This window comes from Ochrobactrum sp. AN78 (genome assembly GCF_029909885.1).
GTDB lineage: Bacteria > Pseudomonadota > Alphaproteobacteria > Rhizobiales > Rhizobiaceae > Brucella > Brucella quorumnocens.
Genome location: NZ_JASAMU010000003.1, coordinates 442655 through 467076 on the forward strand (window position 1 = coordinate 442655; position 24422 = coordinate 467076).

The following is a 24422-nucleotide window of genomic DNA, read 5'->3' on the forward strand; positions in this document are numbered from 1 at the left end:
CAAAACAGAACCATAACAACGGTCAAGGGGAATATCATGTTGAAATCCATCCTGTTCGCAGGCGTTGCCTCCATTCTTGTTGCGTTTCCAGCGCAAGCCAAGGAGTGGAAAGAAATCAAGATTGCTACGGAAGGTGCATATCCTCCGTTCAATTTCGTCGCGGCTGATGGCTCGTTGCAAGGGCTTGATGTTGAAATCGCCAAGGCGCTCTGCGCGGCAATGGAAGCCAAATGTGAAATCGTTGCCAATGATTGGGACGGCATGATTCCAGGACTGCAGGCAAACAAGTTCGATGCAGTCATCGCTTCGATGAGCGTAACCGAAGAGCGCCAGAAGCAGGTGTCTTTCACCGACAAATATTATTCGACACCGCTTTCGGTTGCAGTTCCAAAAGACAGCCCGATCACAGCGCTTGATGCAGAAGCATTCAAGGGTAAATCAATCGGCGCACAAGGATCGACTACGCAGGCGACCTATGCCGAAGACGTATACGGCAAGGCCGGTGCTGATGTGAAGCTTTACCCGACTGCAGATGAAGCCAATGCCGATCTTAAAAGCGGCCGTCTTGATGCAGTCATTTCGGACAAGTTCCCGATTTCCGATTGGATCAAGGGCGATGGTGGTGAGTGCTGCAAATTGATTGGCGATGTGCCGGGTACGCAGACTGACACCGCTATAGCGGTGCGTAAGGACGACAACGATCTGCGTGAGCAGTTCAACGCAGCAATCAAGAAAATCCGTGAGGACGGCACCTACGCAACTGTGGTGAAGAAATATTTCGACTTCGATATTTACTAGAGCGCCGTGCGGCCATAGGGCGCGCAAAGATCGCTCTAACAGTTTAGACTTGCTGCATAATTTTACCTTAACCTGCTTCATGTTTAGGGAATTATGCAGCAATCCAAGATAAGTTACTTGTAAAAAGTTTCACTCTTTGATGTATGCAAGGGCGCGCTGGCAAATCGTCAGCGCGCTCTTTCGTTTTATGGGATTGGCGGGAATACCATGCAGCAACAAGATGTCATCGTTCTGGGCGCGGGTATTGTGGGCGTTTCCGCAGCTTTGCATTTACAAGCGCGGGGCCGTTCTGTTGTTCTGGTTGATCGAGGTGAACCGGGGCAGGGCACGAGCTTTGGTAATGCCGGCCTCATCGAACGCTCAAGCGTTATTCCATATTCATTCCCGCAGGGCTTTGGCGCGCTTTTGCGCTATGGCCTTAATCGCCGTTCAGACGTGCGTTATGATCCGTTTTATGTACCGCGCATTGCACGTTGGTTGTTTCAATATTGGCGTGAATCCTCACCTGAACGGTTGAAGATTGCAACAAACGCGATGCTGCCGCTTATTGAAGCGAGCGTTAGAGAACATGACACGCTGATAGCTCAAGCTGGATGTGAAAGGCTTGTTCGTTCGCAGGGCTGGATCGAAGTGTTTCGCAATGAACACGCATTTAATGCAGCCGTTCAGCGCCTTCCGCAATTGCAGCCATATAATCTTGCCTATGATGTCCTTGATTCTGATGCTCTGAGGCAGAGGGAAACAACAATTGGCGCGGTTGCTGGCGGCATTCATTGGCTTGATCCGAAGACAATCGTAAACCCGGGCGGCCTTGTGCAAGCCTACGCCGATCTTTTCCGTCGGAACGGCGGAACTCTTTTGCATGGGGACGCAGCCTCGCTTGTTGAAACCGAAAATGGCTGGCAGGTGACAACCGAGCAAGGTCCAATCTCTGCACGCGATGCTGTGGTGGCGCTTGGCCCGCAATCGGGGTTGATTTTCCAGAAGTTCGGTTATGCAATCCCGCTAGGTATCAAGCGTGGTCATCATATGCATTTTGAAATGCAGGATGGTGCGCGGCTCGGTCACACCTTGGTCGATGAGGAAGCGGGTTATGTACTTGCGCCGATGGTGCAGGGCGTACGCCTTTCGACAGGTATCGAGTTTGCTTCACCCGACACGCCTGCCAACTTTATCCAGCTTAAGCGAGCCGAAAAGGTGGCGCGCCGACTTCTGCCACAACTGGGAGAGGCTGTCGAAGCGCAACCATGGCTTGGTTTGCGGCCTTGTTTGCCAGACATGCGTCCAGTGATCGGGCCAGCACCACGCCATAAAGGGCTGTGGTTTGATTTCGGCCATGCCCATCATGGTTTGACGCTTGGACCAGCCAGCGGCCGCTTGTTGGCCGAAATGATGACGGGCGAGAAGACATTTACAGATCCGACGCCATATTCGGCAAACCGTTTCCTATAAGCGGTTTCAAATCTTAGAGAGCGGTCTTGTCAGCGGCGGTGTCCCGGGGTTATCAATTCGACCTCCGTCCAATCCGCGTTCTGCGGCCAAACCGATCCGGAAAAATCTCGTGAAAATGAAAACTTTGGGCCGCACGGGCCTCAATGTAACTGAAATCTGCCTTGGAACCATGACATGGGGCGTGCAGAATACTGAAAACGACGCCCACGAACAGCTTGATTATGCCATTGATGCCGGTGTTAACTTCATCGACACGGCCGAAGGTTATGCCATTCCGATGAGCTCGGAAAGCTATGGCAAGACTGAATCCTATATTGGCAACTGGTTCAAAAAATCAGGAAAACGCGACCGCGTCATCCTCGCCAGCAAAATTGCAGGCGGTGGACGTCAGGAATGGATTCGCGGTGGTGCAAAGCCAAGTCGCGCAAGTGTTGCCGAGGCGGTTAATGACAGCCTGACCCGTCTTAAGACGGACTACATCGATCTTTACCAGATCCACTGGCCATCCCGCCCGCACTACCATTTCGGTCAAGGTTGGAGTTTTGATCCATCCAAAGTTGACCCGAAGGCCGAAACCGCGCAGATTCACGATGTTCTTCTCGGTCTCGAAGATGCAGTTCGCGCAGGCAAAATCCGACATGTCGGCCTTTCCAATGAAACAGCCTGGGGCACGATGCAATGGCTGAAAATTGCCGAAGAACACGGGCTGCCGCGTATGGCGTCAATCCAGAATGAATATGGCTTGCTGCAGCGCCAGTTTGATTTCGACCTGGCGGAAGTTTCCATATTCGAAGACGTTGGTTTGCTCGCTTATTCCACACTCGCTGCCGGGGTTCTGACTGGAAAGTATCTTGGCGGAAAGATCCCGGAAGGCTCACGTGCCTCTGTTACTGACGGCGGCCTTTGGCGCGATAACTCCTATTCAGAACCTGCCATTCGCGCTTACATTGATGTTGCGAAGAAGCACGATCTCGATATCGCGCAGATGGCAATCGCCTTTTCGCTGACACGCCCCTTCATGACCTCGGTCATTATTGGTGCGACATCAGTGGAGCAGCTCAAGACCGATATCGCTGCAAGCGAAGTAAATCTTTCAGACGATGTTCTGGTAGACATTGAAAAAGTCTATCGTACCCATCCACGTCCACTTTAATTATAGAAGGCCAGCCACATATATGGTGGCTGGCCTAACCTTTAAGATAAATCTCGTGTTTTACATGCCAGTCATCAATTGGCGTGTTGCTTGATGAACTCACAATAACAAGACGGTCAAATCGCAGCTTTCGCCTTGAAAGCTTATTGGCGAGGCGTTGCATTTCGGTCTGTTTGAGCGTTGAATCGTCAACACCATAGGCCAGCGAGACATGCGGCATGAAGCTTTGCAAGCTGGCTTCACTGGATATCTCAAGAGAGTCTTGTTTAAGCCGCATCAGGGGCGGTGCTTTCTCAAGCCTCGCATAGAATGAGCGAAAATAGGCTTCGCTTCCGGTCACATCTTCAATCAACAGCTCAAGCGGCCTGCGTCCGATCGCAAGGCTGATCACTTTTGGCAGAAGCTCTTCTGCTGAATAGCTCATGTCAGGGACAAGCGTTGCATGTGGTTCGAATACTGTTGAATTGAAACGCTGGCTTAAATCCCGGACAATTTCTTCAAGAAACTTAAGATCGTCCTGTGCGGGGCGGAGCCATATCGAATAGTCAGACATTCAGGGTTTGCTTCCGTTAGCAGCATTATCAGCTTTGAGTGGCCGCACGCTTCCACGCAGGATCAACGGCGTATCAATCATCACCATTTGAGGGGGGGCGTTGGGTGCACTCTGCCGTTCGTCGAGCAGGCGAACAATCTCGGCTGACAAACGCTCGGCATTCTGGTCGAAAGTTGTGAGCCTGTAGGCACCCCAGCGCGCTTCAGTGACATTGTCGAAGCCAATCACCGAAAGATCATCTGGTATCGAGAGATTGAAGACATCACGAGCGCAATCAATCAGACCGAAAGCCATCAAGTCGTTCACACAGAACACAGCTTCAACCCGGTCACGCTCGCTCAAAAGCAAGGATGCTGCGGCAAAGCCACCGTCGTAGTCTGTCAGTTCGCCACGCTGAACACTGACCTTGAGACCAATGCTTTCGGCACGTGTGATGTAAGCTTCTTCGCGTTCCAACAAATTGGGACTACGGACATTGGACGTGACCAGCCCCAATCGTTTCATGCCACGTGCCGCGAATACGTCAACCGCTGTTTCTGCAGCCTGTCGGTTATTGATACGGATATGATCGGGGCCATCCTCGTTACGACCAACGACAATTAATGTATGTCCATTGCGTTGCGCGAGTTCGACAAACGATGACGACGGCATACCGGACAGAACGACAGTTGCTTCAGCTCGATAGCGGAGAAGCGTCTGGTGCGCCGCGGACAGATTTTCACCATGTTGTCCGGTTGGAATCAGTACGGGAACGCTGCCACGCGCGGTCAACCTGCGTGAAAGCGCTGCAATCTGGCGCGAACGGAAAGGACTGGCTGGATCAGCAGCGATCATGCCAACAATTCGGCTGCGCTTGGCCAACAGGCCACGTGCAAGATCATTGACCTGATAGCCGAGCTTTTCGGCTGCTTTCAGCACCTTTTCTCGCGTGGAAGGCGACACACTGGCACCCGGCGTAAACGTTCGAGACACGGCAGAGCGAGATACACCGGCTTCTACCGCGACCTCATGCGCGCTGATAAAACGGGGCAGATTTTCTGAAAGCTCATCATGACCGCGATCACTATCTGCCATTGCTATCGACCCACTTTGGAAAGCACATCGGCTCTCAGGAAACGCTCAACCACAAACATGAAGGCAATTGAAGGCACCAGCAGGATCAATGCGCTGATCGATGCGATCTGATAATTGCCACCCGAGCTTGCTGTATAGAGCATGAGCGGTAATGTTGTAATGTCGGGTGCGCCCACAAAATATGTCCCGGTGAATTCATCGAGTGATTCAAGAAACACAAAGATTGCGCTGGCGAGCAGGCCAGGCGCTGCAATCGGTAATGTGATGTGGAAGAAAGTCTTCATGGCTGATGCCCCCATGGAGCGCGCTGCCTCTTCCAGCTCTCGATCAATCGCTGAGAACGCAGCGGTCGCGATCCACACGGCATAAACCAGACCATGCGTCACATGCACCAGCACAACGCCGGTAATCGTTCCATTCAGACGCAGCGAATAGAACATCTGCGCGATGTTGACGTAAATCGGCAAGTTTGGAAAGGCTTGCGGGATCAAGAGGATCAGCAACACTAGCCCGCGAAACGGTAGTTTCAATCGTGCCAGCGCATAGCCAGCCGGAATAGCAAGGCCGAGCGAGACGACGACTGTCAGGCTTGCAATAACCACGCTGGTCCCGAGCGATGAAAGCGCATTGCCCCGCGCCGAAAACACATTCGCCCAGAAGGAAAAGCCGTACTGAATAGGCAGCGTATGCGGGAAATACCAGCGTTCAGCGACAGCCCAAAGAAGCAGATTGGCCAACGGTCCGAAGATGGCGAAGGCCAGTAGGCCAAGCACGATGCCGCGTGGTATCCAACGCCAGTCAAATGCAGTGCTCATCAGCCGTGCTCCTTCATGGTTTGTCTAAGATAAATCCACGCGACCAGACTGGTCATCAGGAGCGAGATGGTGCCGAGCGCATTGGCAACGCCATAATCGCCATAGGCATTGATGCGGAAAGCCATATTGGCGGTGATCATCGTTGGAGATTGGGCATTGATCATAAGCGGAACGGAAAGCACCGACATCATGGTGACGAAACTGAGGATCAAGCCCACCAGCAGTGTCGGGCGCACTTGGGGCAGCACGATTTCGATCAGAATGCGCAGGCGTCCTGCGCCAAGATTACGTGCCGATTCAATGGTACTGCGATCAATCGATGCCATTGCGCCAGCCAGTAGCAAAGTGACAAATGGCGTCTGCTTCCAGACAAATGCGATCACGATGCCGCGCCAGTCGAGAAAGCTCATGGCTTGGAGCGGTGTCAGAACACCGCTTTCGATCAGCAGGCTATTCATCAGACCATTTTTGGCGAGAAATGTGCGCAATATCTGGCCGACGACGATGAAGGGAATGAACAGTGGCCAACGATAAAGCCAGCGCAGAACGGTTACGGCGCGCTGATTGGATCCAAGGGTCAAGTATCCGCCAATAGCAATCGCAAAAAGCGCGATCAGCGCTGAGGAGAGGGTGACAATCACAACGGTAAACAGCATATCGCTTGAATAAAGCTCAAATGCCTTTGTGAAGTTGCCGAAGCCCCAGTCTTCACCAACATGAAATGCGCCGGTTATCGAACCAAATAGCGGCACGATGAACAGAAGCAGCACGATGGCCAGCGCTGGAGCGACCAGCAGAAAACCCGTCATTCTCTGCGACATGAATATTCCCCGAATTTTTGAATTATCGACCGGATGCGTGTTTCACGCACCCGGTCTACGCCTTTATCAGTTGCCAACCTGACGTTCGTAAGCTTCCAGTATCGCAGTGTTGTATGGGGCGATTGGGAAAGGCTTGCCGTAATTGGCCAGATCTTCAGGCGAAATGTCGGTGAAAAGCTTGTTCCACGTATCGGCATCAAGCTCCGCCTTGACGTGATCTGCATCAATGCCCGGATACCAGTTGAAACGTTTTACAATGCCTTCAGCCTGAACTTTCGGGCTAGTTGCCAGTGCCACGAACTTCTCAGCAAGTTCCTTGTTGGCGCTCTTTTCAGGGATCACGTAATGCATCGGCTGGCCAGGCATGCCAGGCGAAGGCAGAACGAGCTTCATTTCTGGTGGAAGCTGACCATTGGCTTTCCAAGAATAGAACATGTCCACCCAGACTGGACCCATAGCGATTTCCCCACGGCTCAGCATGTCGAGCGTGCCTGCATTGCCGGGCGTCAGCGTTGCATTGGTGGTGAAATCGTTGAGTGAGGCAAAAGCCTTGTCCCAGTTTTTGGCTTCGCCTTCTTCAAACGGGCCTTTCATGAGTTTGTCGGCATCGCCGCCATAGGCATAAATCCAGCCCATCACAAAGCTTACACCGGAAGCGCCGCCCTTGATGCCATTATAGCCGAATTGCTTCGGGTTTTCCTTGGCCCATGTAACCAGCTCGTCATAGCTCTTTGGTGGATTGGCAACGAGCGCAGGATTATACGCAAGGGCAGTCTGGCTGTTGAACATTGGCATGACATAGCCATCAACATCGGTACCAAGCGCCATTTTGGCGTTGCCACGCGTTACGAGCTTGCCGCTGTCGATCTTGCTGCGGTAGTTTTCTAGAAACTTCTTTTCGACCATTGGGCCAGCAAACTTCTCATGGACGACGGCGACATCCGCGTCCCACTTTTCAACCCCAGCCTTGGACTGTGCTTCAAAGCGCTCGAGAATCTTCTGTGAACCCGCATCGCCGGGGCCGGTGCCAACAACGCGAACCGTCGTGCCGGGATTTTCCTTCTCGAACAATGGGCCGAGATACTCGTTCACATAGTCGACCATATTCTGGTCGCCTGCGGTTAGCACGGTCAGTTCATCGGCTGCGGCGGGTGATGCCGTCAGACCAAGGACGAGAGCTGTTTTCAGAATCGTCTTCATCGAATAATTCCTGCTTTTTTGATCCGCATAGCGGAAGATTTCGACGGTTGGATATTGGATATCCGGTGAGGTGTGATCGGGAATTTTGTGCGGCTGCGGACGGTTGACGGCCCGCAATCCTGTGGTGAGCAGTTGACACTGCTAAGATCGCCTTTCGAGTCAGCCCCTGGAGTGGTGCACACCTGTGCAATGCTCAAGAGCCTACAGTTTGGTCGATCAAATCACTTGTCGAACAAAAATAAAGCCTGTTCGGGAATGCGAATTTCTACCTGTGAACCGGGCTGGTGACTTTCCGCTGAATCGACCAGCAAGTGTCTGCCGCCTGCGCTCACCATGTGCCGCCAAAGACCGCCAGGATAGCTGGTTTGGTCGACCGTTCCGGACAGGATGAGTTCAGGCGTTGTGGCGAAGTTGGGCGATCCCGGCACTGCGAGCTTTGCTGCTTCACTGCGAAAACGTGCTGTTGCTATTCCATCCGACAAATTACGGCGGCCTGCCGGAATTATACTCGCCTTGTTATGTGGTCCGGCAGCAATCTCGATACGGTCAGCTTTGACTGTAACAGGCAGCTCAATGAGGTTTTCGGCTCCCATGAAAGCGGCAACAAAATCGGAAGCCGGATGATTATAGACTTCTTCCGGTGCCCCGGCTTGCGCCACTTCACCATTGTTCAGGATCACGATGCGATCTGCCATAACCATTGCTTCTTCGCGGTCATGGGTCACGTGAACCGCCGTAATACCCAGACGACGCTGCAAGGCGCTGATTTCATGACGAACCGACAGGCGGATGCGCGCATCCAAATTAGAGAGCGGTTCATCGAGCAGCAGAATATCAGGTTCAATAGCCAGTGCCCGGCCCAGTGCAACACGTTGGCGCTGACCGCCTGAAAGTGCGGCAGGCTTGCGATCGAGAAGAGCATCAAGCCCCAAAAGGCGCGCTACTTCCTGAACTTTTTGACGAATTTTGTCCTTTGACGTTCCACGAATTCGCAGACCGTATCCGATATTCTGCGCCACCGTCATATGTGGCCAGAGCGCATAGGATTGAAAAACCAAAGCCATGCCGCGCTTGTCTGGCGGAAGGCGAGTGACATCCTTACCACCGACGCGGATCGCTCCATTGCTCGGCGTGCTGAAGCCCGCAATCGCACGCAGCAAGGTTGTCTTTCCACATCCCGACGAGCCAAGCAGCGCTACGAATTCACCTTTCTTGACCGAAAGGTCTACACCTTTAAGAATCTCATTATTGCCATAACGGACGCGTGCATCCGCTACCTCCAAAAACGCAGGCATTTGCGTATCCTCCCCAGGATCGACGGCCGGTATTATTTTTTCTGCACAGCCGTGCAATCTGGATTGAAGCATTTTTAATTTACCTCGACAAGCGACAAATTGAATTGCAGCGGAAAATCGTGAGCAGCATATATTTGCCGCCCGTTGATATGGCTATCTAACGAGGTTTTATAACAGTCGTATGACTGGCGCTGCGCAGGTGTGCAAAACGTGGACAGCTTTGTAAAGCTGTCCACGCTGCACGCAAGCTGTTCCGATACGTTAGGCATGTCTCCCAAAAACAGAAACCAGTTTTGGGATAAAGACATGCGTCGCGCTTTAAGACAGCCTACAGGTAATTCATTCAGGCCGTTTCAGCATCATGTCGTGCTTCTGTTCGGGCGGTGCGCCAAGAGGAGAACAGAAACGCTACAATGAAAATTAGGGTCATCAGCAGAACGATTGTAGGAGCAGGGGCGCTGTCGATAAAGAAAGACAGATAGACACCCATGAATGATGAAAAGACTGCAACAACGACTGCGACAATCATCATACTGCTGAACCTGCGGGTGAGCAGAAAAGCGATTGCGCCGGGCGCGATGAGCAAAGAGATGGCAAGAATGATGCCGACTGCTTTTAGAACACCGACAATCGTCAGCGAAATGAGACACAGAAGCCCATAATGCAGAAGCCTTACCGGCAATCCGACCGCACGCGCTTGCGCCGGATCGAATGCATGAAGCAGAAAATCGCGCCATTTGACGATGAGAACGCCGGCTGTCACCGCAGCGATGATAGCTGTCTCGATAAGATCGCCCGTGTTGATGCCCAGAATATCACCGAACAGAATGTGATCGAGGTGCACATTTGCACGTACCGATACGTAAAGCACGAGACCCAGCCCGAACATACCGGAGAAAACAATGCCCATCACTGTGTCTTGCTTGATCCGGCTGTTTTCTTTGAGAAATCCGGTTGCCAGAGCGCAAATCATGCCTGCGACGAAAGCACCGATGCCAAAGGGCAGTCCCACCATATAGGCAATAACGACGCCCGGCAGAACAGCATGACTGATAGCATCGCCCATCAGTGACCAGCCTTTAAGCACCAGAAAGCATGAGAGCAGGGCGGTTGGTACTGCAATCAGCACCGAAGCGATCAGCGCATAGACCATAAAATCGAACTGAAATGGCATTAAAAGCATGTCAAACCAGTTCATGACTGCGCCTCCCGCAATGCGCTTGCGGCGCGTCTTCTGGCCGCCAGCATTCCATGTTTTGGTGCGAGAAAGAACACAGTGAGGAAAACGAATGTCTGCAATACGACGATAATCCCACCAGTGGCCCCGTCCATGAAATAGCTGACATAAGCACCGATAAAGCTCGTCAGCGCACCGATAATGACTGCAATCCATAAAAGCCGTGAGAAACGGTCTGTCAAAAGATAGGCCGTCGCACCTGGTGTCACGACCATGCAGATGACAAGAAATGCGCCCACCGTCTGCATTGCTGCAACCGTTGAGGCCGAAAGCAGCGTGAAGAACATGATTTTGAGTGCGGTTGGCTTCAAGCCGATCGATCGCGCATGGCTTTCATCAAAAAAGACCACCATGAGGTCTTTCCATTTCAACAGAAGCAATGCGAGCGACACGAAGCCGATGATCGCTAATTGAACGATGTCGCCGGGGGTGATGGCGAGAATATTGCCAAGCACAATTGTCTGGATGCTGATCGAGGTTGGCCTCAGCGAAATCATGAAAAGACCAAGGCCGAAAAACGCTGTGAAAATAAGCCCAATGATTGCATCTTCTTTGAGCTTGGTGCGCTGATTGAGAAACAGCATCGCCGCCGCCGCAAGCCCGCCGGAGAAGAATGCACCGATGGAAAAGGGCAGGCCCAGCATATAGGCACCCGCAACGCCCGGAACGATGGAGTGGGAGAGGGCGTCACCGATGAGTGACCAGCCTTTAAGCATCAAATAGGCCGAAAGAAACGCGCAAACACCACCAACAAGGGCAGAAACCCACATCGCATTTATCATGTAGCCGTAGTGAAACGGTTCGAGCAGCAGAGCCATCAATCGTGTCCCTTTGCATTTTGCTCGTAGAGAACGAAAGGGCGCTCATCATCGGTAATTACGCCGACAGCTGAGCGATTTTGTTTGGTTGCTTCGTCTAAAACCAGATGGCGCAGAACGCCACCAAACGTCTTTTCTAGATTGGCTTGCGTGAAAATCTCTTCCGTTGGGCCATAGGCGAGCACGGTATTTTTAACCAGAACCGTTCGATCACAGAATTCCGGTACACTGCCTAGATTATGTGTTGAAACCAACATCACGCGACCTTCGTCACGGAGTCCGCGTAGAAGTGTGACAATTGCTTCTTCCGTCTTCACGTCCACACCAGTGAATGGCTCATCGAGTAGGATTACGCGGCCATCCTGAGCAAGGGCGCGGGCAAGGAACACACGCTTCTTTTGACCGCCCGAGAGTTCACCGATCTGACGCTTGCGATATTCGAGCATGTTCACACGGCGCAAGGCGGTCTCGACCGCCTCGTGATCAGCGCGACGGGGAATTCGCATCATGCCCATATGGCCATAACGCCCCATCATGACGACGTCTTCGACCAGAACAGGGAAGTTCCAGTCAACTTCTTCACTTTGTGGCACATAAGCGACAAGGTTTTTCTTGAGCGCTTCTTTAACCGGCACGCCAAGGATTGTGATTTCACCTTTGGCGAGGCGCACAAAGCCCATAATAGCTTTGAACAAAGTCGACTTGCCCGAACCGTTCACACCCACAAGTGCTGTAATCGTTCCGGTCGGGATATTGAACGTCGCATTGCGCAAGGCAGTGTGACCGTTGCGATAGGTTACAGTCGCATCTTTCACGTTCAAACCTTTAGCCGCGCTTTGTTCAAGCGCGGCGAGATTTTCAGCGTGATGACTGATCGGGACATTCATTGTTTGAGGCCTTTTGCGATTGTGCTCGAGGTGACTTTCAGCAGGTCAAGGTATGTTGGCACGGGGCCATCGGCTTCTGAAAGAGAATCAACATAGAGGACACCGCCGTATTTCGCCCCAGTTTCACGCGCAACTTGCTCTGCTGGAGCGGCGGAAACCGTGCTTTCAGAGAACACAGCGGTAATGTTGTTCTCGCGCACGGCATCAATCACCTTGCGAACCTGCTGTGGCGTGCCTTGCTGATCAGCATTGATCGGCCAGAGGTACAGCTCCTTCAGGTTGAAATCTCGTGCGAGATAAGAGAACGCGCCTTCACTCGTCACCAGCCAGCGCTTGTCTGCCGGAATTGAATCAAGCTCGGCATGGATCGGATCAATTGCAGCTTTAATCTGGGCTTTGTAATTTTCAGCATTCGCCTTGTAGGTTTCCGCATTCTCCGGATCATATTTTACAAAGGCATCACGAATATTGTCGACATAGATGAGAGCCGAGGTTGGGGACATCCACGCATGGGGATTGGGTTTGCCACTATATGGGCCTTCATTGATATCCATCGGCACAACCCCGTCGGACGCAACGGCACTCGGCACGTCTTTCAGGCGTGAGAAGAATTTTTCGAACCATAGCTCCAGCCCAAGACCATTCCACAGGATAAGCTTGGCATCTTGCGCTTTTATAAGATCGCCGGGCGTTGGCTGGTATTCATGAATTTCAGCGCCTGGCTTGGTAATTGATTCAACCGTTGCCGCGTCACCTGCAACATTGCGTGCAATGTCCGCAATCACTGTAAATGTGGTTACAGCTTTGAATTTTTCAGCTGCCAAGGCAGCTCCAGATACCGCACAAAACAACACACTCCCGGCAAGGCCAGCGGTGAAAGCCCGCATGAAAGGTCGAATCATTCCCATCTCCTTAATGCTAATAATTTGCAATTGCATAAATTAGATAATGGCGACTCACAAGCGCTTTTGCAAATCATTTGCAAAAGAACCGAATTTAGTTGGTCACAAATATTTGCCAGGAAATGCACCTATAAATTGTATTTCAAATTAATATTGTGTAACTTCGCGCATGGCGGGTACGTCGGACTTAAGGGCGTTTCGGACGATTTTTATATCAACTGCACAAGTAAATTCCGTGATTAACGACGTGCATACACTAGAATTCATTCTCATATTGATTTTTTGAGACGGGGACAGGGATGCGTTCAAATACTGATAATATTAATAATTTACATGAACTTGTGTCTGGTGCAAAAGGGCGAGTAGGATCAAATCTGCACCCCGGAATGGTGGATTGTGTAGTAAGTCGCTTCACCTATGGCATGACTGAATTCGGCCAGCATACTTATTCCTCGGATCAAAATTGCGCAGTGATTTTGCTGGAGCCTGTGCGCAATCTAAAGTGGAAACCTGGATGTGGTGAAGAACGAGTGTCTAGTTTTACTGCTGGAACAGCTTTCGTTATTCCCGCCAACCAAACCCTGGAAATCTGGTGGACAGAAGCTGCGGAGTATTTGCAGCTAACTATCCCAATAGCTGCCAATTTGGTCGAGATTGATAAAGAGAGCGGGACAGATGCTGTGTCTACGGTGGCCGAGATTGTTAATTTCGCTAGTAAGCAGTGTCTGCAGGTATGCCAGCTTGTGATAGAGCAGTTGATGGAACCCGCAGGGGGAGAGCAAAACTATCTTGCCTCCCTTTATTCTGTTCTTGTCCATCTTTTGCAGCGAAATGCGATGATCGTTCAATCTTCAATGGTGACGTCAGCCGGCCTCAGCAGCTATGCAGCTCGTCAAATAGAAGCTTATTTGAAAGATAAGTTCCGTGAGCCAGTGTCAGTACCTGATATGGCTTCGGCACTGGGTATATCAGCGGGGCACTTTGCAACGCGTTTCCGGGAAAGCTTCGGACAAACCCCACATCAGTATCTCATGAGCTTGCGGCTGGATGAGGCCGAGCGATGGCTGAGAGAAACAGATATGCCAATCAGCACCATCGCGGCACGATTAAGTTTCTCAAGCCAGAGCCACCTCACAACAGCATTGCGGAAATACAGACGCCTTACACCTGGTGAGATTAGGCGCCGGAGCTCACACCTAAGATACCGCACGCCCTGAACCGGGACAAACGGAGAGCGTCTGTTATTTAACCGTTGGCAATGACGCTCTTAACCTGCCGTCGTCGTCGAACCGCGCTTTAGCCATTTGCGCCAGATGTGAACTTCGCTTCTGCGTCGCAAGCGACGTACGCGATGAGAGTCGTGAGATAAGACGATTAAACCGAGCGGCAACATCCAAAAGCCGAGGACCGGCAAGAATCCCAATGCTCCACCGACGACGAGTGAACCACCAAGTGTTCGTCGCATCATGACCGATTGCGGCATCGGGATTCGCTTTCCAAGAATCACAATTGCGCGTTTTCGTGGTTTGGGTTCGTATTCTTCGGTCACTCGACATTTCTCACAGGTTAAAATGGGGCGCTTCGTATCTAGAAACGTACCAGAGAATATAGGGTTTCACGATCAGAATGCAAAAAGTTGGAAAAAATCGAAATTAGGGCTTTGCAAATCAGAAATCCTCCTGCTATACGCCACCTCGCTGACGCAACGAGCACCTCTTCCCCGGTAGCTCAGTGGTAGAGCAACCGGCTGTTAACCGGTTGGTCGCTGGTTCGAATCCGGCCCGGGGAGCCACTTACTTTTTGTAAGTATTTGGAGAGACTAAGTTTCTCTGTAAGGCTCAAAATCATATCAGTTCCGTTTTCGAATATATAAGTGGACATTAGACACGCTCGCGATCATTGATCGATGGCTATGGATCGAACTAATGATTCGCTTCTTTGCCTACAAAACAATCTCAAACAGATTTTACTTTATAGAATCGCAGCTTGTTTCATCAAGCGTGGAACCGGATTGCTATCCTCGCAGTTATATCTCTACGTAAGCAGGAGAGAAATATGCTGACCGCAGGTGTGATGTGGCTGTTTGGCGTTCCATTGGTCGCCGTGATTCTAATTTATTTTCTTATTCTTCGTAAGCGCTGATGAGGTTCCAATTTCGAAAACATCAACGATATCGGCATGTTGAAAATACAAAGTGATGACATCGTATCCTGTTGTTCGACTATCCTATCCAACATCGCCAAGTCTCATGAATGGAGAAAGATATGAAGCTTTCTGTGATTTCGCTGGCCGCTGCCATGGCTATGTTTTCATTTGGCGCGAATGCAGCGCCTGTTTCCATGCCAGAGCCGACCAATCAGACCGGGTTGACGCATAAAGTCGATTATCGCTGTGGACCAGGCCGTGTAACGGACCGTCGTGGACGCTGTGTACGTGTGCGTCGCAATGCACCACCGCCACCGCCTCGCTGGCATCGCGATCGACCGTCCCGCGACTGGAGAGGCGAGCGTCATCATAGGTCTGAGAGGCACTATCGCGACCGCGGTAATCGCTACTTCATTCCCAAAAAACGGGAGTCTCACAATTAGAGATATTTAAAATATTCGATCTATAATATTGCCCTGTCAGCTCAGTAGCTGGCAGGAATTTTATTATCTCTTGACTTGGGGATGCATAACTACATTATTAATACTAAGATTAACTGGGTGGGCACTATGAAAAGATCTATTCTTGCTGCTGTTATCGCCTTTTCCGTTTCGCCGGTTGCTGCGGATAGTGTCTATGACAAGTGCATTAAGCAGTCCGATGGAACCAATACTGCTTGGGGGCAGTGTGGTGGTGACTGGTTAAAGCGCGCTGATAATAAGCTGAATGCTGCGTGGAAGAAAGTTTATGGGCGGGCCGACGGACAAACCAAAACTGACCTGCTGGCTGAGCAGCGGCTGTGGAATAGCTATAAGGAATCGTCCTGCAATTTCTACGCAAATGGCGATTGGGGCAGGGAAGGCCAAGTGCTTCATTATCCCGGCTGTAGAGCGAGCGTGATCGAAGCTCGCACAAAACAACTACAGGAATACGACTCGTTCTCCCCCGGCCCATAGAGCCTTAGCGGCCATACCTTGTCGAATTAAATGCAGGTGTCGGAACGTGGTCATTCGGAGAGGTCCACACTTCCCTGCCTGCGCTTTGGTGCTCGACGAGGAAGCTGACCCGAAGGACGACTTGGGTAGGGCTTTATATTCTCTGGTTCCTGCCAAGCATTTATTGGCGGCAACGGTGTTCTTGATCCTTGTTGATGCAAGTAAAGCCCCGCCGTCAAATAAGCATCCTCCAGAGCGCCGTGGCGGGCTCCTACGCGCGACAAACCAATTCTGGAAAGACAATGGTCCAGCTTGGCGGATTCGCCTCCCCAGAGGAGCCTGGCGCGCATCATTGTGCAACGAACCGGCTGGGTAAGCATCTCAACATCCGCTTTGCGAAATTCTCTTTGAATATAACGCATATCGAATTCAGCGTTGTGGGCGACCAGTTCGTCTGCCCAGCTGAACCATTGGTGTAATGAGCTTGCGCGATCAGCAAACAGATCCTGATAGCGTGTCATCCAGTTATCGAAGCCATGAACCGCTCCGGCTTGCGATGAGCTGTCTTTTCTGGGATCGAAAATCAAATAGAGCGACTCGCTTAGTAGCTCATCACCTTCAATCTTCACTGCGCCAAGCGTGATAATTCGATCATAGGGCAATAACCCCGTCGTCTCGGTGTCAAATACAATGATTTTTTTCTTGCGGGTATGAATTGCAGGGGTTGGAATATCTGTCATGCGGTACCTTGTGTATGCTGAACCAAAGCAAGCATATTTTCTGGACAAGTTGAAGGTTTGCAGAGTTGTCAAAGCGACGAAAAGACCTGCTTAAATCTGGTTCCAAAAGCTGTATACGATTGAGCTAAAATATCTGGCACTTAGCCACCTGCAAATTTCGGATGCAGTTACAATCATGGAAGCCGCGTTGTCCATTCAAGAATTGAGCGTTCTGCCTCAGGCTTTCGAAGCATCCGAGTTGCGCTATTCCCCGCGCTTCGGTGATTGTCTTACATCTGCCGCAAAAGAACTTCTCGCAATCACAGCTCGATTGCCGCGCGAAGTACGTTATCTTTCCGACATGCAGAAATGGTTGCTCAGCCAAGCGACGTTTGCCGTCCATTTCGAACACGTAACCAATCCGGATAATCCACCTATCTCGCCGACGAACCTGCTTAACTTTCTTAAAGGCACACCTATTGCCAGCAAAAACACGACGTTGGCATTTCTGCAGGAAACTCGCCACTATAAGTTGCTCGAGGCAATTCCAACCTCTGATCGCCGACAGCAATTGTTCCGTGCGAAGCCGGAAACGGAAGCACTGATCCATTTGTGGCTGACGACACATCTTGCTGCATTGGACTTGATGGACGGCGGCAATCGCGCTCTACTTATGCAGACGAAGCCTGAATTGTTACGATATGCTCAGCCGCTTATGACCCGCGAAGTTTTGCACAACAGCGACTGGTGCAGGCCTGTGGCGAGCATCGCAAATTTTACGCGCGCGGAATCTGGAAACAATATCCTGCACGATGTCGCTTCGCGTGCACCCTGGGAGCTTTCCGGCGACCGTATATGGATAGGGCAGGTGACATCAAACGGCATATCCAACCGATATCGAATGTCACAAAGCAACACGGCACGGATTCTCGCCCGCGCACGCGACGCCGGCCTTATGGGCTGGGAACGCACCGGCAATCGTGGCGATTGCTGGCTGTCTGCCACTTTGGTCAATGATTATCGCTATTGGCAGGCGCTCAAATTCGCAGCTATTTCCAAAGCCATGCGCAGTGCAGTGGCAGCTCTGGGGAGAGGGATCTGAAACAGATCAAAAAAAGCGGCTGGACTTTCAGGTCCAGCCGCTATTCCCCGCCCAAAACTAAACCTAGAGCGTGTCGCGCTCAATCGCACCAATGGCGCTCGCTCTAGATTCCTTCAATTATCGACATGTTCGCGAACGCTAGATGAATCCATTTGAGCGCGACATGCTCTATTCCTCGATGGTATAGGTGCTGAGCTCACAAAGGTTCTGCGTGTCTGTCGTCGTGTCCAGATCGTCACTTTCCTGAAATTCAAAACGCATGTCGTATTTGCACACGCGACGACCGTCGGCGATTGTAATTTCGATTGTTTCGCCTGGATTGAGCACCTGTTGTCCAAAAACGTCGCCTTCCCAGTTGTTGACGCCAACTGGAGAAGTATAAAAATGCGTCAGAACAGAATTCGTACCATTCTTTAGGTCAAAGACCAGATCATCTGCTTTCGCTACACCGACAAGCATAAACAGGGCAGCCGATGCTGCGCCCGCAATTTTTATTCTTTTCATGATTATTACCCACCCGCTCAACATCGAGCCTCTGAACATTATTATCAAATATTTAGGCCGTAAATGATTATGATCATTAAACAATAACCCTTTTTTGGGCGGAATATCGTTTGGGTTTTGCCGATGGTGTTTCTGAAACCCAACCCGTCGGGGCATCTCATAAAAATTATCGCTTATCTCGAAGCCTGATTGAACCAAATCGCTACAGTTGCGTTGTTCATCTGTCATTAACCATGATGGAGGCTAACATGTTGCTATATTCGAAGATTGAAACAGGCGTTGCAGCTGCATTTCTTATACTCGTACCGCTCGCTCTGTTTCTGGTATGAGTAGTATAGGCCACGCATTCCAAGGGCGACATTGAAAGCCACGCGCTTTAAATGTCGCCCAATTCTATTCTAATCACATTGATTTTATTTAATGTTTGGATCCTAATTTATTCATCTCGCGTTCACTCCAGCGACGATACATTCGTATCAACACAAAAGGAGTGTTCCATGATTAAGAAAGCCGTTCTCGCCGCCATTGCTCTTTCGTTTGTTGGTGCGCCTCTTGCACAGGCTCAGGATTACCATCAACCACGTAAGCCCGGTTACAATCGTGTAGAGCCTGCTCGTCCATCACATGGTAAGGAGTTCCAGCGCTATGATCGCCGGGATCAGGGGCACAAGCGTTGGTCGCGTGGTGAACGCTACAGTGACTGGCGTCGTCATCAGGAAATTCGCGATTACAAGCGATATGGTCTTCGCAAGCCAGGCCGTGGCCAGCATTGGGTAAAGGTAGATAACCAGTATTTGCTGGTCACTGCTGCAACCGGTCTTATCGCGGGTATCCTTGCTGCACGGTAAAGCCGACAGCAATCAGAGTTTCTAAGCATGAAAGGCGGCATTAGCCGCCTTTTTTCGTTTGAGTACGTAAACTAAAACACGCTAAGCCACTGGAAAACCCTGAGACGAGCGCTGTGTATGACTTGCCGAATTATATGCAAGTCTGCAATGTAGATTTATTGGAAGCGTTATCCCTGTCACATGATGACAGGTTCTGCGCTCAGATGATGGCGCGTTACCGCGATTCAAGTTAGGACTGGATCGTTGGGACCGCTTCCCACTTTTGCTGGAAATGCTTGAAGCGGAGAGACTATATGAGCGGCTTTCTTGCCCTCCTGGATGATGTTGCAGCGATAGCAAAAATTGCTGCGGCATCAGTGGACGATATATCCGCCAACGCCGTAAAAGCGGGCAGCAAAACCATCGGTGTATTGATTGATGACGCTGCAGTCACACCCAATTATGTGGTTGGCATAACGGCTGCACGTGAATTGCCAATGATCGGCAAAATTGCAATGGGCAGCCTTAGAAATAAAGCTCTGCTTATTCCTGTTCTTCTGGCACTCGATTATTTTCTACCAATAGCAATTACCGCGCTTTTGATGATTGGCGGTGCCTATTTGTGTTTCGAAGGTGCCGAAAAGGTCTGGCATAAATTGTTTCCTGGTGAAGACCAACATGAAGATGGCTCTCAAGAGGATAAAGACCCAACTGCGCTTGAAGAAAAGCGCGTCGCTGGCGCCATTAAAACCGATCTCATTCTTTCCGCTGAAATCATGACGCTGGCTCTTTCGATGATTGAAACCAACTCAATCTGGATCGAGCTTGCCACACTTATAGTCGTTGGCATCATGATTACCGTTCTGGTCTATGGCGTTGTAGCAGTTATCGTAAAGCTTGATGATTTCGGCGTGTTAATGGCGCGAAAGGGTCGTCTTTCGGCTACACGGGCATTAGGACGTTTTACAGTTCGCGCGGTTCCCAAGCTGCTGTTAGTGCTTACAATCATTGGCACAGCTGCAATGCTCTGGGTTGGGGGCAATATATTTATCCATGGGTTGCACGGATTGGGCGTTCATCAGCCTTTTGCGTGGATTACGGAAACTGCCGCCGACCTGGCAGCCTATGTTTCAACAGGCCTCGCCAGCACCGTAAACTGGTTTGCAACAGCCTTTGCAGATGGTGTGTTCGGTTTTGTGCTTGGTTCGCTGATTGTGATTTTCATGGCCAAAATTGCAGAGCCGCTTTGGAATGCCACGACGGGCAAAGCTTGAACCAGAGTAAAGAGCAAGGGAAATCCTCGCTCTTTACCTAATGGAAGTCAGATCATTCCGCCATTTGCACGTAGAACCTGACCGTTAATCCAACGTCCGTCTTCCCCCACCAGAAACGCGACTGCTGCAGCGATATCTTCAGGAGTTCCGAGCCTTTCCAACGGGTTCATTTTTGCCAACCGCTCGATAAGGTCGTCGGATTTGCCGTTCAAGAACAAATCTGTTGCTGTTGGCCCGGGAGCGACCGCATTGACAGTGATGCCGCGACCGCGCAGTTCTTTTGCGAGAATTGCTGTCAGTGTTTCAACGGCAGCTTTCGTTGCAGCATAGACACCATAATTTTCAAGCTTCAGACCCACCACGCTTGTCGAGAAATTGACAATACGTCCACCATCACGCAGGCGCTGGGCCGCTTCCCGCATTGTATAGATGCTGCCTTTGAGATTGATCGCAATCTGGCTTTCGATAACTGAATCGTCACCATCCTTCACAGAAGCAAGCTTCATAATTCCAGCATTGTTGACCAGCACATCAACGCCACCAAAGGTGGATTCAGCGCTTTCAAACATGTGCTTAACGGCTGCCGGATCGCTGACATCTGCCTGATGCGCAACCGCGTGGCCCCCGGAGTGGATAATCTCAGCCACCAATTCTTCGGCTGCTTTTTTGCTACCTGCATAATTGACGATAATAGTGAAATCATCTTTTGCCATTCGGCGTGCGATAGCAGCACCTATGCCACGTGATGCACCCGTAACGATTGCAACCTTGTCATTGTTTGCAGGCATTAGCTTAACTTCCTTTTGGAACGCATCTCAAAGAGAGATGCGCGTTGAAAATAAATGTTTGAGCGTCGATTGGCAAAAATGAACGCTCCACGTTCGAGACAAAACATAGCGCTTCTATAATGCCGGATAATCATGCATAGTTCGGCATCACTATCCGAATATGGCGAATAATATTATGGACCGATTTGATGCCATGCGGGTTTTTACCCGGGTTACAGAACGACGCAGTTTTACACTTGCTGCGGAAGATTTGGGGCTGCCAAGATCGACTGTAACGGATGCGATCAAGCAGCTGGAAAAGCGTCTTGGTGTCTGTCTGCTTCAGCGCACGACCCGTCATGTAAGCCCAACACTTGACGGTGAAGCTTATTATCGGCGCTGCATTTCTATTATCGAAGAATTGGAAGACGCGGAAGGCGCCTTTGCAGGAACCAAGCCGAAAGGAATATTGCGCATTGATGTGCATGGCACGCTTGCCCGCCATTTTCTTCTACCGGCCTTGCCACGCTTCTTCGAAACCTACCCCGAAATTGAGATCTACATGAGTGAAGGCGACCGTTTCGTCGATCTCGTCCGTGAAGGCATGGATTGTGTGTTGAGAGCCGGCATACTGCAGGATAGCGACATGATTGTTCGCCGCGTTGCCTTGCTAAAAGAGATCACGCTGGCTTCTCCAGCCTATCTGGAACGCCATGGGATGCCCAGGCATCCTGACAGTTTGATACACGGTCATCAGATGGTTGGATTTCACTCAACATCGACCGGTGGTTTGCTGCCTTTAGAGTTTGCAGTCGCGGGTAGGGTCGTTGAGATCAGTTTGCCTGCGCCGATATCAGTCAATGCCGCCGAAAGTTATGTTTCGGCTGCGCGCCTAGGGTTAGGCCTGATCCAAGTTCCGATCTATCATGTTACAAAGCTAATGGAATCCGGAGAACTCATTGAAGTGCTTACGGATTTCCCTCCAAAGCCGACGCCTGTTTCGCTGCTTTACAGACGAGAGCGTCAGCTTTCGCCACGCGTGCGCGTGTTTATGGAATGGCTGCAACGAGAGTTCAAAGATGCACAAGCATCCAACACTGATCTTGCATTCTTGTAGTCTTGACGTATGTCAGTGCGCGGGGGAGCGTTTTCGAACATGGTGTGTTTGCAATCTTTCAGGCTAAACATGCGATATGGAGCTATCCGGGCCGGCTTGAACGCAATTGCCTTTTCGGGTCTGGGTAAAATTTTTCCGGCTGCTGGTGGACGCGGCGTGGTCTTCACACTGCATCATGTTGGCCCAAACCAGACTGATGGATTTCAGCCCAATTCCATTCTGACGGTTACACCTGAGTTTCTTACAGAGACAATTCAAACTGTGCTTGAAGCTGGCCTAACGCCCGTTCATCTGCATGATTTGCCTGGACTCCTCACAGACCGCTTCGATGATCAAAAATTTGTGGCCTTCACATTCGACGATGGTTATCGAAACAATGCAGAGATTGCAGCCCCGATTTTCCTTAAGTTTGGTATTCCCTATACAGTTTTTCCGACAATGGGCTTTGTCGATCGTACCCATACAATCTGGTGGGAAACGACAGAAGTGCTATTGAGAAATAATCCGCAGATCAGGTTCGATTTTGGTAAAGGGCTGGAGACAATACGCACCGAAACGGTAGCGCAAAAATATGCAGCGTTTGACAGATTAGCTGCATTTGTTCGTTTTTTTGATGAAGATGAGGCTGTTCGGCGTGTTGACGAACTTGCAACCACGCAATGCAACATTGATCCGCATATAATTGTCGAAAACCTGGTTATGGACCGTGCACAGCTAAAATCGTTGGCGAACGATCCGCTCGTTCACATTGGCGGACACACGATCGCGCATGTTAACCTTCGACGTGTGAATGAAGAACGTCTTGCCCACGAAATAGATGGATCAACCGCTGCAATTGAGGACTGTGTCGGCTATCGACCCAAATCATTCTCATACCCTTACGGTTGGTGCTCGGCGGTCGGCCAACGAGAAATAGAAATGACAGCCAAGGCTGGCTTTGTGGCAGCTGTTACGACTCAGCCAGCAGTTTTGCAGCAATCAGACGCTTTAAAGCCAACGGCTATAAAGCGCATATCGCTCAATGGTAACTTTCAGAAGCAACGCTATGTCAAAGCGTTGATCTCAGGCCTTGCATTCAAGTTTTTATAGATTTGGCTCAGATTCAAGCAGTTCCATGCACAATGCCTTGCTGGCGTCCGAAATATCGGGATTGAATACCAGCCAATAGCCTTTCGTACTCTCGAGGGTCACATCACAAGCAGGAACAAGCTGCCCCCGTTTAATCGCTCCGTCGATCAGTCCGGCCCACCCAAGGGCTACCCCTTGTTCAGCAATTGCCGCCTCTAGCACCAGATTATAGGTGTTGAACACCAACCCATAATTACCGTCGTCAATTTCCTCGTCAATCGCATCAAGCCAGGTCTGCCACGTAAACCAACGATCACCCTGCAAGGTATCGAGATGCAAAAGTGCTGTTGATCTTAACCCCTTTCCATTCGGAAACGGCCCGTGCTGATCGAGAAAGCCGGGGGAACAGACCGGCACAACGGACTCTCCCACAAAAGCAATCGCGTCTTTTGGAAAGTCCTCCCGTGAACCAAACAGAATGGCGATATCTGCCTCTCTGTGATCAAGCGGCTGCAACATGGATGATGCTGTGATGCGAACATCCACCTCTGGATATTTCGGACGGAATTTTGCGACACGCGGCATCAACCAGAAGGCGGCAAAGCCATAATCCGTGGCTATCCGAAGCCCCGGTGTCCGTTGTCTGCGTCTGATTTGCTGAATGGCCTCTTCGATTCCATCAAGGCCAAGACGCACTGCCTCATAAAGTATGCGCCCCTCGGGCAATATTTCTACGCCACGTGCGCGTCTTGCGAATAGTGAAACGCCCAGCCGGTCTTCCATTCGTTTTATTTGATAGCTGACCGCTGGTTGAGTCATGCCCAGTTCGCGCGCCGCAAGGGTCAGATTTTCCAAACGCCCGACCGCTTCAAAAACGCCAAGACTGCCAAGATCCCAAGATGAAGAAACCATAAATATCCTTTATGTCTCCAATAAAAAATGAATGTCTTTTCCCTTAT

Annotated in this window: 26 protein-coding genes and 1 tRNA gene; 12 read left to right on the forward strand and 15 right to left on the reverse strand. The window is 50.8% G+C overall.

Going from position 1 to position 24422, the window contains the following annotated elements:
* Positions 1-36 precede the first annotated feature (36 nt).
* The 3 genes from QBD00_RS08835 (at position 37) to QBD00_RS08845 (ending at position 3403) form a co-directional block, all read left to right on the forward strand.
* Positions 37-798, forward strand: coding sequence for an ABC transporter substrate-binding protein (locus QBD00_RS08835; protein ID WP_191793258.1), 762 nt, complete (start codon positions 37-39; stop codon positions 796-798).
* A 207-nt stretch (positions 799-1005) separates the two neighbouring features.
* Positions 1006-2250 (forward strand): FAD-dependent oxidoreductase, encoded by a 1245-nt coding sequence (locus QBD00_RS08840; protein ID WP_318579225.1) that lies wholly within the window; start codon positions 1006-1008, stop codon positions 2248-2250.
* A gap of 115 nt (positions 2251-2365) precedes the next feature.
* Entirely contained in the window at positions 2366-3403 is a 1038-nt protein-coding gene (locus tag QBD00_RS08845; RefSeq protein WP_318579293.1) for an aldo/keto reductase, read from the forward strand.
* Positions 3404-3437: 34 nt separating this feature from the next.
* Here the strand turns inward: QBD00_RS08845 and QBD00_RS08850 are convergent, their stop codons facing one another.
* From QBD00_RS08850 to QBD00_RS08895, 10 genes are all read right to left on the reverse strand, one after another.
* Positions 3438-3956: a 2'-5' RNA ligase family protein gene (locus QBD00_RS08850; protein WP_318579226.1), complete on the reverse strand. Its 519-nt coding sequence runs from the start codon at positions 3954-3956 to the stop codon at positions 3438-3440.
* Complete coding sequence (locus QBD00_RS08855) at positions 3957-5030, reverse strand: LacI family DNA-binding transcriptional regulator (protein ID WP_318579227.1); 1074 nt, start codon at positions 5028-5030, stop codon at positions 3957-3959.
* Positions 5031-5032: 2 nt separating this feature from the next.
* Positions 5033-5845: an ABC transporter permease gene (locus QBD00_RS08860; protein WP_095444359.1), complete on the reverse strand. Its 813-nt coding sequence runs from the start codon at positions 5843-5845 to the stop codon at positions 5033-5035.
* Positions 5845-6666: a sugar ABC transporter permease gene (locus QBD00_RS08865; RefSeq protein WP_318579228.1), complete on the reverse strand. Its 822-nt coding sequence runs from the start codon at positions 6664-6666 to the stop codon at positions 5845-5847. The genes QBD00_RS08860 and QBD00_RS08865 overlap by 1 nt, the downstream gene beginning before the upstream one ends.
* Positions 6667-6732: 66 nt before the next feature.
* The gene (locus QBD00_RS08870) at positions 6733-7866 is read right to left on the reverse strand and encodes an extracellular solute-binding protein (protein ID WP_318579229.1); all 1134 of its coding nucleotides are present in this window, start codon (positions 7864-7866) and stop codon (positions 6733-6735) included.
* Positions 7867-8087: 221 nt separating this feature from the next.
* A complete protein-coding gene (locus tag QBD00_RS08875; protein ID WP_318579230.1) occupies positions 8088-9161 on the reverse strand; it encodes an ABC transporter ATP-binding protein in 1074 nt (357 codons plus the stop codon).
* A 343-nt stretch (positions 9162-9504) separates the two neighbouring features.
* Positions 9505-10359, reverse strand: coding sequence for a metal ABC transporter permease (locus QBD00_RS08880; protein ID WP_318579231.1), 855 nt, complete (start codon positions 10357-10359; stop codon positions 9505-9507).
* Positions 10356-11216: a metal ABC transporter permease gene (locus QBD00_RS08885; protein ID WP_412535003.1), complete on the reverse strand. Its 861-nt coding sequence runs from the start codon at positions 11214-11216 to the stop codon at positions 10356-10358. Before QBD00_RS08885 ends, QBD00_RS08880 begins: the two co-directional genes overlap by 4 nt.
* Positions 11216-12103: a manganese/iron ABC transporter ATP-binding protein gene (locus QBD00_RS08890; RefSeq protein ID WP_095444364.1), complete on the reverse strand. Its 888-nt coding sequence runs from the start codon at positions 12101-12103 to the stop codon at positions 11216-11218. The genes QBD00_RS08885 and QBD00_RS08890 overlap by 1 nt, the downstream gene beginning before the upstream one ends.
* Positions 12100-13005, reverse strand: coding sequence for a metal ABC transporter substrate-binding protein (locus QBD00_RS08895; protein ID WP_318579233.1), 906 nt, complete (start codon positions 13003-13005; stop codon positions 12100-12102). Before QBD00_RS08895 ends, QBD00_RS08890 begins: the two co-directional genes overlap by 4 nt.
* A gap of 299 nt (positions 13006-13304) precedes the next feature.
* Here QBD00_RS08895 and QBD00_RS08900 point away from each other — a divergent pair, with 299 nt between their 5' ends.
* On the forward strand, positions 13305-14222 hold the full coding sequence (locus QBD00_RS08900) for an AraC family transcriptional regulator (protein WP_318579234.1): 918 nt from the start codon (positions 13305-13307) through the stop codon (positions 14220-14222).
* Between the two features lie 50 nt (positions 14223-14272).
* Here the strand turns inward: QBD00_RS08900 and QBD00_RS08905 are convergent, their stop codons facing one another.
* Positions 14273-14554 (reverse strand): hypothetical protein, encoded by a 282-nt coding sequence (locus QBD00_RS08905; protein WP_095444366.1) that lies wholly within the window; start codon positions 14552-14554, stop codon positions 14273-14275.
* A gap of 168 nt (positions 14555-14722) precedes the next feature.
* On the opposite strand from QBD00_RS08905, the gene QBD00_RS08910 reads away from it, so the two are divergent.
* The 3 genes from QBD00_RS08910 to QBD00_RS08920 all read left to right on the forward strand — a co-directional run bounded on the left by QBD00_RS08910 (position 14723) and on the right by QBD00_RS08920 (position 16106).
* Positions 14723-14797, forward strand: a tRNA-Asn gene (locus QBD00_RS08910).
* A gap of 472 nt (positions 14798-15269) precedes the next feature.
* Positions 15270-15593: a hypothetical protein gene (locus tag QBD00_RS08915; protein WP_095444367.1), complete on the forward strand. Its 324-nt coding sequence runs from the start codon at positions 15270-15272 to the stop codon at positions 15591-15593.
* A 126-nt stretch (positions 15594-15719) separates the two neighbouring features.
* Positions 15720-16106 (forward strand): lysozyme inhibitor LprI family protein, encoded by a 387-nt coding sequence (locus QBD00_RS08920; RefSeq protein ID WP_318579235.1) that lies wholly within the window; start codon positions 15720-15722, stop codon positions 16104-16106.
* Between the two features lie 50 nt (positions 16107-16156).
* Here the strand turns inward: QBD00_RS08920 and QBD00_RS08925 are convergent, their stop codons facing one another.
* The gene (locus QBD00_RS08925) at positions 16157-16825 is read right to left on the reverse strand and encodes an exonuclease domain-containing protein (RefSeq protein ID WP_318579236.1); all 669 of its coding nucleotides are present in this window, start codon (positions 16823-16825) and stop codon (positions 16157-16159) included.
* A 187-nt stretch (positions 16826-17012) separates the two neighbouring features.
* On the opposite strand from QBD00_RS08925, the gene QBD00_RS08930 reads away from it, so the two are divergent.
* Positions 17013-17906 carry a hypothetical protein gene (locus QBD00_RS08930; protein WP_318579237.1) on the forward strand — a complete coding sequence of 298 codons (894 nt, stop codon included), beginning with the start codon at positions 17013-17015 and terminating at the stop codon, positions 17904-17906.
* Between the two features lie 168 nt (positions 17907-18074).
* Here the strand turns inward: QBD00_RS08930 and QBD00_RS08935 are convergent, their stop codons facing one another.
* Complete coding sequence (locus QBD00_RS08935) at positions 18075-18410, reverse strand: hypothetical protein (RefSeq protein WP_151092220.1); 336 nt, start codon at positions 18408-18410, stop codon at positions 18075-18077.
* Between the two features lie 497 nt (positions 18411-18907).
* On the opposite strand from QBD00_RS08935, the gene QBD00_RS08940 reads away from it, so the two are divergent.
* Positions 18908-19258 carry an RcnB family protein gene (locus QBD00_RS08940; RefSeq protein WP_151092224.1) on the forward strand — a complete coding sequence of 117 codons (351 nt, stop codon included), beginning with the start codon at positions 18908-18910 and terminating at the stop codon, positions 19256-19258.
* Between the two features lie 293 nt (positions 19259-19551).
* Positions 19552-20511 carry a DUF808 domain-containing protein gene (locus tag QBD00_RS08945; protein ID WP_318579238.1) on the forward strand — a complete coding sequence of 320 codons (960 nt, stop codon included), beginning with the start codon at positions 19552-19554 and terminating at the stop codon, positions 20509-20511.
* A 47-nt stretch (positions 20512-20558) separates the two neighbouring features.
* On the opposite strand, the gene QBD00_RS08950 is transcribed toward QBD00_RS08945, so the two are convergent.
* Entirely contained in the window at positions 20559-21299 is a 741-nt protein-coding gene (locus QBD00_RS08950) for an SDR family oxidoreductase (protein ID WP_318579239.1), read from the reverse strand.
* 175 nt (positions 21300-21474) lie between these two features.
* Between QBD00_RS08950 and QBD00_RS08955 the strand changes: the two genes are divergently transcribed.
* Both QBD00_RS08955 and QBD00_RS08960 read left to right on the forward strand, forming a co-directional pair.
* Positions 21475-22395, forward strand: coding sequence for a LysR family transcriptional regulator (locus QBD00_RS08955; protein ID WP_318579240.1), 921 nt, complete (start codon positions 21475-21477; stop codon positions 22393-22395).
* A 261-nt stretch (positions 22396-22656) separates the two neighbouring features.
* Entirely contained in the window at positions 22657-23484 is an 828-nt protein-coding gene (locus QBD00_RS08960; protein ID WP_318579241.1) for a polysaccharide deacetylase family protein, read from the forward strand.
* On the opposite strand, the gene QBD00_RS08965 is transcribed toward QBD00_RS08960, so the two are convergent.
* The gene (locus QBD00_RS08965; RefSeq protein WP_318579242.1) at positions 23479-24375 is read right to left on the reverse strand and encodes a LysR substrate-binding domain-containing protein; all 897 of its coding nucleotides are present in this window, start codon (positions 24373-24375) and stop codon (positions 23479-23481) included. The two genes, QBD00_RS08960 and QBD00_RS08965, sit on opposite strands and share 6 nt — an antisense overlap.
* Between the last annotated feature and the right edge of the window lie 47 nt (positions 24376-24422).